General features: G+C 70.4%; 11 protein-coding genes. 7 read left to right on the top strand and 4 right to left on the bottom strand.

Annotation, left to right across the window (positions count from 1 at the left end; translation table 11 throughout):
- Positions 1-10 precede the first annotated feature (10 nt).
- Complete coding sequence (locus QMG73_RS30700; protein WP_281901472.1) at positions 11-778, top strand: enoyl-CoA hydratase; 768 nt, start codon at positions 11-13, stop codon at positions 776-778.
- Positions 779-1,377: 599 nt separating this feature from the next.
- Here QMG73_RS30700 and QMG73_RS30695 read toward each other — a convergent pair.
- The gene (locus QMG73_RS30695) at positions 1,378-2,409 is read right to left on the bottom strand and encodes a LacI family DNA-binding transcriptional regulator (protein ID WP_281901470.1); all 1,032 of its coding nucleotides are present in this window, start codon (positions 2,407-2,409) and stop codon (positions 1,378-1,380) included.
- Between the two features lie 114 nt (positions 2,410-2,523).
- Between QMG73_RS30695 and QMG73_RS30690 the strand changes: the two genes are divergently transcribed.
- Both QMG73_RS30690 and QMG73_RS30685 read left to right on the top strand, forming a co-directional pair.
- Positions 2,524-4,401: a glycoside hydrolase family 127 protein gene (locus tag QMG73_RS30690; protein WP_281901469.1), complete on the top strand. Its 1,878-nt coding sequence runs from the start codon at positions 2,524-2,526 to the stop codon at positions 4,399-4,401.
- A 113-nt stretch (positions 4,402-4,514) separates the two neighbouring features.
- Entirely contained in the window at positions 4,515-6,644 is a 2,130-nt protein-coding gene (locus QMG73_RS30685; RefSeq protein WP_281901467.1) for a cellulose binding domain-containing protein, read from the top strand.
- A 12-nt stretch (positions 6,645-6,656) separates the two neighbouring features.
- Here the strand turns inward: QMG73_RS30685 and QMG73_RS30680 are convergent, their stop codons facing one another.
- Positions 6,657-7,355 (bottom strand): NAD(P)-dependent oxidoreductase, encoded by a 699-nt coding sequence (locus tag QMG73_RS30680; protein WP_281901465.1) that lies wholly within the window; start codon positions 7,353-7,355, stop codon positions 6,657-6,659.
- 60 nt (positions 7,356-7,415) lie between these two features.
- Between QMG73_RS30680 and QMG73_RS30675 the strand changes: the two genes are divergently transcribed.
- The gene (locus tag QMG73_RS30675) at positions 7,416-7,853 is read left to right on the top strand and encodes a winged helix-turn-helix transcriptional regulator (protein WP_281901463.1); all 438 of its coding nucleotides are present in this window, start codon (positions 7,416-7,418) and stop codon (positions 7,851-7,853) included.
- On the opposite strand, the gene QMG73_RS30670 is transcribed toward QMG73_RS30675, so the two are convergent.
- Positions 7,854-8,390 carry a hypothetical protein gene (locus tag QMG73_RS30670; protein ID WP_281901462.1) on the bottom strand — a complete coding sequence of 179 codons (537 nt, stop codon included), beginning with the start codon at positions 8,388-8,390 and terminating at the stop codon, positions 7,854-7,856.
- Positions 8,391-8,576: 186 nt separating this feature from the next.
- Between QMG73_RS30670 and QMG73_RS30665 the strand changes: the two genes are divergently transcribed.
- From QMG73_RS30665 to QMG73_RS30655, 3 genes are all read left to right on the top strand, one after another.
- On the top strand, positions 8,577-11,744 hold the full coding sequence (locus tag QMG73_RS30665) for an AfsR/SARP family transcriptional regulator (RefSeq protein ID WP_281901461.1): 3,168 nt from the start codon (positions 8,577-8,579) through the stop codon (positions 11,742-11,744).
- 56 nt (positions 11,745-11,800) lie between these two features.
- Positions 11,801-12,067: a hypothetical protein gene (locus QMG73_RS30660; RefSeq protein ID WP_281901459.1), complete on the top strand. Its 267-nt coding sequence runs from the start codon at positions 11,801-11,803 to the stop codon at positions 12,065-12,067.
- 131 nt (positions 12,068-12,198) lie between these two features.
- Positions 12,199-12,741 (top strand): hypothetical protein, encoded by a 543-nt coding sequence (locus QMG73_RS30655; protein WP_281901457.1) that lies wholly within the window; start codon positions 12,199-12,201, stop codon positions 12,739-12,741.
- A gap of 127 nt (positions 12,742-12,868) precedes the next feature.
- On the opposite strand, the gene QMG73_RS30650 is transcribed toward QMG73_RS30655, so the two are convergent.
- On the bottom strand, positions 12,869-13,435 hold the full coding sequence (locus tag QMG73_RS30650; RefSeq protein ID WP_281901455.1) for a hypothetical protein: 567 nt from the start codon (positions 13,433-13,435) through the stop codon (positions 12,869-12,871).
- Positions 13,436-13,457: the final 22 nt, after the last annotated feature.

Here is a 13,457-nt window from a genome sequence, read left to right as displayed (position 1 = left end):
TGGGAACCGCATGGACAACATCAAGATCGAACAGCGTGACCGGGTCGTCATCGTGCACCTGCACCGGCCGGAGGTACTGAACGCGCTCAACACCGAGCTGATGACCGAGCTGGTCGACGCGCTCCGGCCACTCGACCGCGACCCGGGGGTGGGCTGCTTCGTCGTCACCGGCTCCGAACGCGCCTTCGCCGCCGGCGCCGACATCCGGGAGATGGCACCGAAATCCTCCGTCGAGATGTTCACCGAGGACTTCTTCGCCGGCTGGGACGGCTTCACCGCGCTGCGTACCCCGAAGATCGCCGCCGTGGCCGGCTACGCCCTCGGCGGCGGCTGCGAACTGGCCATGATGTGCGACATCATCTACGCCGCCGACACCGCCCGGTTCGGGCAGCCGGAGATCACGCTCGGCGTCATACCGGGCATCGGCGGCACGCAGCGCCTGACCAGGCTCGTCGGCAAGGCCAAGGCGATGGACATGATCCTCACCGGCCGCCTGATCGACGCGGCCGAGGCGGAGCGAGCCGGCCTGGTCGCCCGGGTGTTCCCCGCCGACCGCCTGCTGCCGGAGGCGCTGGCCGCCGCCGAAAAGATCGCCGGATATGGCAAGCCGGCCGCGATGACGGCCCGCGAGGCGGTGGACCGGGCCCAGGAGGTGAGCCTGCGAGAGGGCCTGCTCTTCGAACGGCGCGTATTTCACGCCCTATTCGCGACGGAGGATCAGGCCGAGGGCATGCGAGCCTTCCTCGACAAGCGCCCCGCCCACTTCACCGGCCGCTAGAAACCTCCCACCCCAACGCCCGCGCCCCACCCCACGCCGCCACGCCCCGCCCGCCCCGCCACGCCGATCAAGGGCGAACGCACGCGGTTTGATCGCGAAACCGCGTGCATTCGCCCTTGATCCATGCGGATCTCCTTGATCGACGCGGTCCGGAGAGGCGGCCCAGCCCTACATCTCGCCCGATAAGCCCGATAGACCCGATCTGAGCCACCGCGATGTCCGTCGCGGGCCAGACCGTCGATCCGCAGCCTCACCCACCGCCCCCAGTCCCCCTCACCCCATACCGCCCGTTCGCCGTCGACCCAGACCCTGCGCCGATCTTGCAGTTGTCATGGCGGAATGCCCGGTTTGGGACATGACAAGTGCAAGATCGGCGCAGGATCTCCGGAGCGAAGAGATTCTGAGCTACCGCGATGCCCGCCGTGCCCCATGCCGTTGCTCCCGCGGCCTCGCCCTCCGGCGCCCCACGACCCACCCGGGTTGGGGCTGGCACCGCGGAGGGTGAGGCCGCGGGAGCAACGGGCCTCGACCTCGGCGGGCATCGCGGTAGCTCACATGTCTGTCCTGGGCGGGTGAAGCGTCGGAGCGCGGCCGCACCTCTATGGGCGGGGCGCGAGGCCCGGGGGTGCCGCTGTCGACTCGCGGACGACCAGCCGGCACGGGTGGGTGTGCCGGCCGGGGGCGGGCTCGCCGTTGATGGCGGCGAGCAGGAGGTTGGCGGCGACCCGGCCGATGCCTTCCAGGTCCATGTCGACGCTGGTCAGCGGCGGCCGGCAGGCCAGCGCCATGACGCTCCAGTTGTCGAAGCCCACGAGCGCGACGTCGTCGGGCACCCGCATGCCGACGGCGTGCAGGCCGTCGGCGACACCGCGGGCGATCTGGTCGCTGCCGCAGAAGACCGCGTCGAACGCGGTGCCGGAGGCGAGCAGCAGGCTCACCGCCTGCCGGCCCCACTGCTCGCTCCACTCGCCGAACAGCGCCGGCACCGCGAAGTCCAGGCCGTCGTCGGTCAGGCGCGCGCGGGCGGCGGCCGCGCGGACCTGCGCGGAGTGGTGGTGCTCCGGCCCGGTCACGTGCGCGATGCGGCGCCGGCCGACCGCGAGCAGGTGCTCGACGGCCTTGGCCGCGCCGCCGACCTCGTCGGGCACGACCGAGCAGTCCCGCTCGTCGGCGGAGCTGATGAACGCGTACACGACCGGGACTGGCTGGTCGGCGGCGATCGGTGGCCGGGCCTGGCTGCGGCGGCCGGTCACGATGATCCCGTCGACGCGCCGCCCGAGCAGCGTCCGCAGGTAGTACTCCTCGCGGATCGGGTCGTCGCGGGCGTCGCACAGGAACACGGACATCCGGCCGGCGCCGAGGGCGTCTTCGGCTCCTATGAGGATCGGGATGCTGAACCGCCCGATGCTGTCGGTGGTGATCATGCCGACGGTGTAGGTGCGGCCCTCGTTGAGCGCGCGTGCGGCGGCGTTGGGCCGGAAGCCGAGCCGCGCCGCCGCGTCCATGACGCGCTGGCGGGTCTCCGGGCGCAGGGAGCCGCTGCCGTTGAGCGCCTTGGACGCCGTGCCCACGGAGACCGACGCGAGCGCGGCGACGTCGCTGATGGTCGAGGGGCGACCCGGCTTGGCCACGTTGCCTGCTTTCTCATGACTGCGTGACGTATAGGGAAACTTCACTATTGACGCCCCACAATACTCCTGTCTAGCCTGCTGGAAACCGATTGCCTAAGTTTCCTGGGGAGATTCATGCGGCTGGGCCCGGTCAGCCCGTCCACGGGCGCCCTGCGACCACTCACAGTGGACAGTGTGCGCCTCGACCCCGGCGGGCTGCTCGGCGCCTGGCAGCGGCGCAACGCGACGGCGACCCTGCCGCACTGCGTCGCGCAGCTCGACGAGGCCGGCGCGCTCGACAACCTGCGCCGGGCGCTCGGGCTCGGCGACCGGGAGTACACGCCGATGTGGTTCGCCGACTCCGACATCTACAAGACGCTCGAAGCCGCCGCCTGGGAGCTGGCGCGTCCGGGCGCCGACCCACGACTGCGGGAGTTCGTCGACGGCACCGCCGAGATGCTCGCCAAGGCGCAGCACGACGACGGGTACCTCGACACCTACTTCACCACCGTGCGGCCCGAGCTGCGCTTTCGCGAGCTGGAGTGGAGCCACGAGCTGTACTGCGCCGGGCACCTCATCCAGGCCGCCGTCGCCGCCGCCCGGGTCGGCGTGGGGGAGCGGCTGCTGAGCGTGGCGCGCGCCTTCGCCGACCTGATCGTGGCGCGGTTCGGCCCCGGCGGCGTCGACGTGGTGTGCGGCCACCCGCAGATAGAGACGGCGCTCGTCGAGCTGTACCGGCTGAGCGGCCACCGCCCGTATCTGGACACCGCGCGGCGCTTCGTCGACCTGCGCGGGCGCGGCCTCGCTGGACAGGGCCGGTTCGGGCCGGCGTACCTGCAGGACCACCTGCCGGTGCGGGAGGCGCCCGGCGTCACCGGGCACGCCGTGCGGCAGCTCTACCTGCTGGCCGGTGTGGTCGACGTGGCGGCCGAGACCGGTGACACGACGCTGATGGCCGCGGCCGAGCGGATGTGGGACGACGCGTACGGCACGAAGACGTACGTCACCGGCGGGCAGGGCTCCCGGCACCGCGACGAGGCGTTCGGCGACCCGTACGAGCTGCCGCCCGACCGCGCGTACGCGGAGACCTGCGCGGCGATCGCCAGCTTCCAGTTCAACTGGCGGATGCTGCTGGCCACCGGGCAGGGCCGGTACGCCGACACGATGGAGACCGCTCTCTACAACGCGATCCCGGCCGCGATCGCGGTCGACGGCCGGCACTTCTTCTACGCCAACCCGTTGCAGCGCCGCGCCGACCACGACTCCGCCAACGACCACGCGCCCGCGCGCCGCCAACCCTGGTACTCCTGCGCGTGCTGCCCGCCGAACCTGGCCCGCCTCATGGCGTCCCTGGATTCCTACGTCGCGACGGCCGACGACGGCGGCGTGCAACTGCACCTGTACGCCACCGGCGCGGTGCGCACCGCCCTCGCCGACGTGGACGTGTCGACCGGCTATCCGTGGCACGGACGGATCCGGATGACGGTGAGCTCGGACGCGGGGCGGGCGTGGACCCTGGCGCTGCGCGTCCCGCACTGGTGCGTGGCGTTCACGGCCACTGTGGACGGTGAGCCGGTCACGGCGCCGGTGCGAGACGGATACCTTCGACTCTCCCGCGACTGGCCGGCCAGCAGCACGGTCGAGCTCGACCTCGACATGCCGCCGCGACTGGTGGCCGCGCACCCGTACGTCGACGCGGTCCGCGGGTGCGTCGCGCTGGCACGCGGGCCGCTGGTGTACTGCCTGGAGCAGGCCGACCTGCCCGGCGGCGCCGCCCTGGCCGACGTGCGACTCGACCCGTCCGCCGGGCTGGGGCTGGCGCCCGCGCCGGACCTGCCACACGGCGCGCTCGCGGTCACCGCCGAGGCGTACCTGCGGCCGCCGCCGTCGCCGGCCCTGTACGCCGAGCCGCACGCGGGCCCGCCCGGCCGGCGGATCGGCGTGACCGCGATCCCGTACCACCTGTGGGGCAACCGCGCGGACGGCGCCATGCGGGTGTGGATACCGACGTAGGAAGCGCCGCTGCGCATTGACGTCGATATATGGGAGCATTACCCTGGCAACTCGGAAACCGGTTGCCGAAATTGCCTCGCGCGACCATTCAGAGCTGGAAGGACGGGCAGGAAATGCGCCGGCGCTTGATTGCCTTTGCGGTGACCGCCGCGGTCACCGTCTCCCTACCCGTCCTCGTCATCGGGCAGGCCCAGGCCGCCGCCGGCTGCCGGGCGACGTACGCGGTGACCAACCAGTGGCCCGGCGGGTTCGGCGCCAGCGTCAGCCTGACCAACCTCGGCGACCCGGTCACCAGCTGGCGGCTCACCTGGACGTTCCCGGCCGGGCAGACCGTCACCCAGGGCTGGAACGGCACCTTCACCCAGTCCGGCGCCGAGGTGACCGTGGCCAACGCGAGCTGGAACGGCTCGCTGGCCACGAACGGCACCGTCGGCGTCGGCTTCAACGGCTCGTGGAGCGGCGGTGCGAACACGCCGCCCGCGTCGTTCGCGATGAACGGCACGGTGTGCACCGGCAGCCCGACCACACCGACCGCGGGCCCGACGAGCGCCAGCCCGAGTCCCACGGTGAGCCCCACGGTCAGCCCAACCGTGGTGCCGACCGCGACCGGTACCCCGCCGCAACAGCCCGTCGGCAGGGTTCTCTCGGTCGCGGTCGGATCACCGTTCCGGCCGGTCACCCACGCCGCCGCCGGCGGGCTCTACGCCCTGGCCGAAAACAGCCGCCCGGCGGACTCGACGCTGCTGCCGCTGCGCCTGAACAAGCTGGTCCAGCCGGCACCCGGTGTGGGGCAGCGCCCCAACGGGCAGCCGCCGGGCGGTGACTCGCTGCTGATCGCCCCGCAGGCCGACCGGGTCGGCGCCGGGCAGTACATCCGGATGCCCGACATCTACCCGAACTTCCCGTACCAGTGGGTCAGCTGGTCCGACTGGCTGTCCAAGGTGGACACGATGGTGACCGCCCGGCTGAACGCGACCGGGGTCAGCAACGTCGCCGGCTGGGAGATCTGGAACGAGCCCGACTGGACCTGGAACACCAGCGCCGCCGGCCCCTTCAACGACGGCTGGGTGCGCACGTACCGGCAGATCCGCGCCCGCGACACCGTGACGCCGATCGTCGGGCCCGGCACCGCGGGCTGGCAGCCGTCGTACATGCGGTCGTTCCTCACCCACGCCCAGGCCAACAACGCGCTGCCCGACGTGGTCGTCTGGCACGAGCTCAACCGCACCTCCGCCAGCATCGCCGCCAACGTGGCCGCCTACCGGCAGATGGAGGCGTCACTGGGCATAAGCCCCCGCCCCATCTCCATCAACGAATACGCGTGGACCGACGAGGTCGACGTGCCCGGCCGGGTCGCCAACTACATCGCCAAGCTCGAACGGGCCGGTGTCGCCGACGCGCAGCGCGCCTTCTGGTACGAGTACGGCACGGTCAACGGGCTCGTCGTCAACAACAACCAGCCGACCGGCACGTGGTGGCTCTACAAGTGGTACGGCGAGATGGCCGGCAACATGGTCGCCACCACACCGCCCAGCCAGAGCGGCCTCGACGGGTTCGCCGCGTACGACAGCACCCGCCGGATCGTGCACGTGGCGCTCGGCGACGAGTCCGGCACCAACAGCGTGCGCCTGACCGGGCTCGGCGCGCTGGGAGCGACCGCACGGGTCACTGTGGAGTCCACTCCGGCCAACGGCCGCTTCACCGCCGTCACCGCCCCCACGACCGTTTCGACGGGCACCTACCAGATCGTGAACGGCGAACTGGTGGTCGTCATCCCGAACATGGCCGCTGGCAGCGCGTACCACGTGGTCGTCCAGCCGACCAGCGGCGTGCCCAGCTACCAGCAGCGGTACGAGGCCGAGAACGGATCGGTCTTCCGCGCCGCCACCCTGTCCAACTCCGCGGCGTCCAACGGCGGCTACGTCGGCCGCATCGCCAACTGCTGCGACCCGCGCAGCGACAGCTATGTGGACTTCGTCGTCGAGGTACCGGCGGCGCGGTCGTACACGATGACCGTGCGATACGCGAACGCCGGCGGCGGCACGGCGACGCAGGGCCTGTCGGTCAACGGCGGCGCCTTCGGCACCGTCAGCTACCCGGCGACCGGCGCCGGCCAGTTCGGGTCCGTCACCACGACGGTGACGCTGCGGGCCGGCTTCAACCACATCCGCCTGGCCAAAGGCGCTCCCCGCTACGCCGGCGGCACCGGCACGGCAGACCTCGACTACATCGACCTGATCTGACCGGTGGCGCCGTTACTCGCTGGGAATGACCGCGGCGCGGGCCGCGTGGACGGTCGGGTGGACCAGTTCGGCGGCGACGGCTTGGGCGTACTGAGCGTGGGTGAGCTGGGCCGTCGCCTGCTGGCGGGTGAGGGGTTCGGTGACCAGCCGGTAGCCCTGCCCGACCTCCGGCTCCTGCCGTGCCCCGAATCCAGCCGGCGGGGCCAGGATCGTCCAGTCGAGGCTCGTGCCGGCGAGCGCGGACAGTTGTCTGGCGTGCGCTTCGGCGAATGGCATTAGCTCTGGCGGAAACAGAGCCGGGTCGTCCATGACCGTTTTGCCGGAGTCGAGCCGCAGCGTGGCCGTCAGACCGACCGCGACGAGGCGTCGGCGGGGACCGTGCCAGTTGGCGTCGACGCCAGCGACGATCTTCGCGTAGTAGTCGAGGTCGAAGCCGTCGAACGAGGAGGGCGGCGCGGTGAACGGCGTGACGGAGAGCACGATCGCGTCGACGGCACGGAGGTCCGCCGCCAGCTCCTCGGGCCGCTGGGCGTCTCCCCGGATCACGCGCAGATTCGGGTGGTGCGGTGGGTCATGCCGGCTCGGTTCGCGGAGCACGGCGTCGACGTGAAGGTTCTGCTGGAGCAGCGTGGCGGTGACCGCGCGCCCGGTGCGGCCGGCGGCGCCGAAGACGGCGACCCGCCGCGGAAGGTCGGATGATGCGATGGACATGTCCGGGACCGTAGCCGCCGCATGGGTGGTCACCGCAACGTAACCACGTACGCTGAGTCTGTGATCGGGACCAGTTCTCCGTTGCCTTCCTTCGATCCGATCTGCCCGACGAGTGCGTTCCCGATCCAGATCGGCGGCAAGTGGACCGCGATGGTGGTGCTGTGCCTGGAGGGTGGCCCGCGGCGGTTCGGCGTCCTGCGCCGCCATCTGCGGCCGATCAGCGCGAAGGTGCTCGCCGAGACCCTGGCCGCCATGGGGCGGGACGGCCTGGTGCGGCGCTGTCTGGCCGAGGGCGATGACGGCGGCGTGGAGTACGAGCTGACGTCGCTCGGTCGCTCCTTGCTCGACGTGATCGAGCACGCGCGTGGCTGGGCCCGTTGCCATCTCGACGAGCTCATGCGTGCGCGGGCCGGGTTCGACCAGGCAGGCCAGAGCGCCGGCGGCGACGGGCAGAAGGCCGCATACGACACCGGTATGCGACCTTCCACGTGGCCCTAGTTAGTACGGCGGCGCCCACGGCGAGTATGAGCCGTTACCGGCCCAGTACGCGTAGAACTTGCGAACCGGGTAGCTGATGTTCGTTACGTAGCAGCCACCGCCTGGCGTGTCCTCGTACCAGCGGATCTCGCCGGTCGCGCCGCCGCTCGCGTTCGCGACGTTGACGCCCTCCCAGAACGACACGGAGGTGTGGTTGCAGACCTTGACGGTGCGTGACGTGCTGGAGTTGGTGATGAGCGCGGCGAAGCCGTGCTCACCGCTGAGGGTGCAGTTGATGTCGTCGTTGACGGGATGCCCGCCGAACGGTACGGCGAGGATGATGATGTTGGTGCGCTGGCTGGGGATGGTGCAGGGGAACCAGTAGAGACCCGAGCCCGCGGACACGGGTGTACCGATGAGCCACGTATCCACGGCGGCTGCGGCACCGGCGGGGGCGGTTCTGGTCGCGGTGGAACTGGCCGTCGCGGCTACGCCGGGCAGCAGCATCGCCACGATCAATCCGAGGATGATCGTCGTTCTCTTGAGGAGCCGCGGCATGTGATTTCCTCCCGTGTTGTTTTGGTGACCACCCCGAGGGCGGCTGGTGAGGTCAGCGTGGCGGCGCGCGCTCACCAGACGCTTAACGCCCGCCTAACGACGCTGGTCAGACGGCACCGATCGATGGTTGACTCTGACGATTACGGTGAGCGGCGACGCTGACTTTGGGATCCGGGGGCTCGGGGGATGGATTTCCGTTTGCTCGGTGCGGTGCAGGCGTGGTCCACGGATGGCCAGATTCCGTTGGGTGGGTGGCAGCGCCGGGCGTTGCTGGCCTTGCTTCTGCTGCACGCCAACCGGACGGTGACGGTCGAGCAGTTGACGACTCTGTTGTGGGGTGAGCGCAAGCCGCCGCGGGGTTCTCGGCGAGGGCTTCAGGTCCGCGTCTCTCAGCTGCGCCGGTTGCTGGATGAAGCCGACGGTGGTGTGGGGTCGACCGTGCGGGATCGGCTGGTGTTTCGCGCACCTGGATACCGGTTGCGGGTGGCTGCAGATGAGCTGGACCTGCACCATTTCGACCGCCTGGTCGGGCAGGCTCGTGAGCGACGGGCGGCGGGAGATCCTGGCCAAGCGGCCGAGCTCCTCCGTCAGGCATTGGCGCTGTGGCGCGGCCCGGCGTTGGAGGATGTCGCCGCCGGCTGTGACATGTTGGTCGAGCGGCAGAACAGGTTGGAGCAACGGCGACTGTCGGCTGTGGAGGATCGGGTCGAGGCCGACCTGCTCCTGGCGCGGCACGGTGACCTGGTCGCGGAGCTGACGGAACTGGTCGCCGGAAATCCGCTGCGGCAGCGGCTGCGCGGCCAGCTCATGCTCGCCCTGTCCCGGTGTGGCCAGCCCGCGGAGGCGCTGGCCGTCTTCCACGAGGGCCGCCGGATCCTCGTCAGCGAACTCGGCCTTGAACCCGGACCCGACCTCCAACGCCTACAGCGGGAGATCCTGGCTGGCGGCACGAGTCCGCGACCCGCGGCGCAGCCTCCGGTGGCGGAGCCCCGTCGGGCAGTGCGGTTCACCCTGCCGGCCGACACGATCACGTTCATCGGACGCACCCGCGAACTCGCTGACATCACCGCCGTGACCGACGCGGCCCGGCAAGGTGGTGTGGTGGCCATCCACGCCATCGACGGCATGCCCGGCGTCGGCAAAACCGCCCTGGCGATTCACGCGGCGCACGAACTCGCTGGCCGCTTCCCGGATCGGCAAGTCTTCATCGACCTGCACGCCCACACCCCTGACCAGCCACCTACCGCGCCGGCCGACGCTTTGGCCGATCTGCTCATCGCCGACGGTGTGGATCCACGTCACCTGCCCGACAGCCTCGACGGACGGGCCGCGATGTGGCGCGATCGTCTGGCTGGTTCTCGCACTCTCGTCGTGTTGGACAACGCCGCCAGCACCGACCAGATCACCCCGCTGCTCCCGGGTACCCCGGATTGTCTGGTCCTGGTCACCTCCCGGCGCCAGCTGGCCGATCTGACCGCCACCCACCTGCTTCTGGACCTCCTGCCCGCGATCGACGCCATCGCCATGTTCACGCGATTGGCGCCGCGAGCCCAGTCGCAGGCGGACGCCGTCAGAGATGTGGTGGAGGTGTGTGGGCATTTGCCGTTGGCGATCGCCATCATCGCCAGCCTCTACACCCGGCATCCCACCTGGACACTGACGCAGCTCGTCGCGGAGATTCGGGGGCGGCGGCTGACCGCTACCGGTGAACAGCACACCGTCAAAGCCGCGTTCGACCTGTCGTATCACCACCTGCCCGAGCCTCGGCAGCGCTTCTTCCGTCTGCTGGGTCTGCACCCCGGAAGCGACATCGACGGTTACGCCGCCGCGGCCCTCACCGGCGTTTCCTACGAGCGGGCGTTGGAAGAGCTGGACGCGCTGAACAACGACCATCTGCTCGGCGAGCCAACCTATCGCCGCTACCGGATGCACGACCTCGTCCGCGACTACGCCCACGCCCAAGCCACCATCCGCGACCCACCGGAAATGCGTGACCAGGCGCTTGCGAACTTGTTGGACTACTACCAGCACACCGCCACCCGCGCCGACGCCTACCTGACACGCCACACCCGCTCCGCCGCCTCCCCGACATCCAAGCCAGCCGCCGCACCCGAGCTCAACGACCGGAAGCAGGCGGCCGCGTGGCTGCGCACCGAACGCGCGAACCTCCTTGCCTGTATTCACCACACCACCACCCATCGGTTACACGAGCACGCCGTCGGACTCATCGCCGGAATCGCCGCCCTGTTGCGCACCGACGGGCCGTGGAGCCTGGCCATCGACTTGCACCACACCGCCGCCTCCATCGCCCGACAAAGCGGCGACCAGCGCGGCCACGCCAACGCGCTGCACGACCTCTGTATCGCGCGCCGGCTGGCCGGGAGCTATCCGGGCGCGGTCGACCTGCTGGGTCAAGCCTTGAGCCTGTACCGGGCCATCGGTGACCGGCTCGGACACGCCAACACCGTGCACGAGCTGGGGACCGTGCGGTCGTTGACCGGTGACTATCCCGGTGCCGCCGACCTGTTGGGTCAGGCCCTTTGGTTGTTCCACGCCATCGGAGACCGGCGCGGCAACGCCAACACCCTGCACGAGCTGGGAGTCGTCCGGTACCTGGCCGGTGATTATCCCGGTGCGGCCGACCTGTTGGGCCGGGCCCTGAACCTGCATCGTGTTCTGCGCGACCAGCGCGGTCAGGCGACCGCGCTCAGGGAGTTGGGGCGTGTGCGGCGGTTGACCGGAGACGCTTCCGGCGCGGCCAGCCTGCTGGGTCAGGCCCTGAAGCTGTACCAGGCCATCGGTAACCGGCGTGGGCAGGCGATCACCTTGAGCGAACTCGGGATCGTGCGGCGATTGACCGGAAACCCTTCGGGCGCCGCTGACCTGTTGAGACAGGCCCTGAACCTGCACCGGGCCATCGGCAACCGGCACGACGAGGGGAACGTGCTGACCCAGCTCGCCGCGGTGCGGTATGTCGCCGGAGACTATCCCAGCGCCGAGGACCTGCTCCGGCAGGCGCTGACCATCCTGCGCGAGGTCGGGGCGCCGCACGACGAGGCCGAAACCCTCAACCACATCGGCACGCTGCACCGACTCACCGAACGCCCCGAGCAGGCGCGGGCCTTCCACCGCCAAGCCCTCGCGATCGCCCGCGTCATCCGCCACCGGTTGGCCGAAGCCCACGCGTTGGAGGGCATCGGCCGCGCCGCCATCGGCTTCGACGACGCCACCACCGCCCTCGTCCACCTGCGGCAGGCCATGGAGATTTACCACGAACTCGGGGTACCCGAAGCCACCCAACTCACCCTCGAATCCCACGGTCTGGCATCCAGCCGGGACGGGTCATTGTGGTGACAGCCTCGCTGCGAGGGGCCACCTACGAACCTCACCGGGCCGGCCGGGACTATGTCGTGCCGGTTCATCCGCTGGGGATGTTCACGCCGACCTGGCCCGGTCAGACCGACGTGGTCACCATGGTCGTGCTGTCGGCGCTGCTGCCGGCCGCGCTTGTGGGCCGGTGGGCCAGGCGTCGGGCAGACCGTGCGCCGCTGGTCGGGGTGGTGGTTGGGCCACTCCTGCTTGTCGCTGTGCATCTGGTGGTGACGCCGCTGCCGGGTGGTCGCAGCGATGGCGACCACTACACCATGCGGGTGATGTTGGCGCCTGGGTATTGGTGACTGTGCTGGGGTTGGGCGCCGGAGCGTTGGGCAGCGGCCTCACCGGTCGTGGCCGCGCCGCCGGTGAACGCCCAGCGATGGTGACTGGTGAGAGCGGCGACGCACTTTCGGCCGGGGCGGGCAGGCGGCCGGTGACGGCGGTCAGGCTGCTCGTGGTGGCCGCCGGTCTTCTCGCCGGGTCCGCGCTGGTCAGCATGTGGTCGACGGGCGAGGGTTGGCTCGCCGCCGGGACGGCCGCTCTCGCATTTGGTGCCGCGGCGGCTCGCCACCGCGGCGGGACGCTGTCACCGGTCGCGGGTGTTGGCTGCGCCGTGGCCGGAGTCGCCGGGCTCGCGGTTGCCGGCGGTATGTTCTACGACACGACGGACGTGACGGTGCTCGGTCCCTCGATCATTGTGTCGTCTTTGGCGATCGTGGGGTTGATCGGCGTGCTGGCGCACAGGATGGTGGGTTCGGCCTGGTCGGTCGTGGCCATTGGTGGCTTGTATACGGCTGCCCCGGCTGCTGCCGGGTTCGTCATTGGCCAAAGTGGACAGAACAGCGGCCACGTCTTGATCGTCGGGCTCCTCGGGCTGCTGTCGGCTGCCATCGCGCTCAAGGTCGTCCGCGAGGGCCGCGACGCGGCTGACGCCCCACGTAGCAAGGACCCGATAAGGAACTCGAGCACATCCTGAGCCGAGGGCCAATATTCTGAGCTACCGCGACGCCCGTCGCGCTCCTTGCCCGTTGCTCCCGCGGCCTCACCCTCCGCGGCAACACAACCAGCCCGCCAGCGCCGCTATCGGCTTCCGGCGTTCGGAGTCAGCGTGGAACATGGCCGTTTGCGGAGTGGATCAACAATCGGAAGCCCATCGGCACCCGCTGGTGACGAGGCAGGCCGAGCACGTCGTACTCGACCGCGAGGTCTTCGAAAGCTAGCCCTGATCCGGACCCCATCTCCACGCTCGGAATCGTGATCGTGACGAAGACCGGCAGTTCCATGTCGACCCCGACCCTCGTCGGTCGCAACGGTGTTGCCGCGGCCGGGTCGAACACGACGGCGGTCGACTTGTCGGCATGGTTTGTCGCCAGATGCGCGATCTTGAACACGTGGTGATCCGCCGGACCGTCATCGACCGCGACACCGGTGATCGTGACTGGCCACGGACCGGGGTTGCGGATGGACACGCCGAAAGTGACCTGTCCTCCGGGGTCGAAGGCGAACCGCAGCTCCGCCCTCGGCCCTTCCGTGCGGAAGCTCCCGTCAGCGCCGTGCCACCATGAGCTGCCATGATCGAGGCGATGGGCGATGACCGCAGACAGATACCCGACGGCGCACACTATGACAGCCAGCGCCGCGGCGACCAGGACGCGCCGACGGCGCTTCACAAGGCCCCCGCGCGTGGGGACC

The sequence above is a fragment of the Phytohabitans aurantiacus genome (assembly GCF_027923225.1).
Lineage (GTDB): Bacteria > Actinomycetota > Actinomycetes > Mycobacteriales > Micromonosporaceae > Phytohabitans > Phytohabitans aurantiacus.
This window is presented reverse-complemented; position numbering and strand designations above follow the sequence as displayed.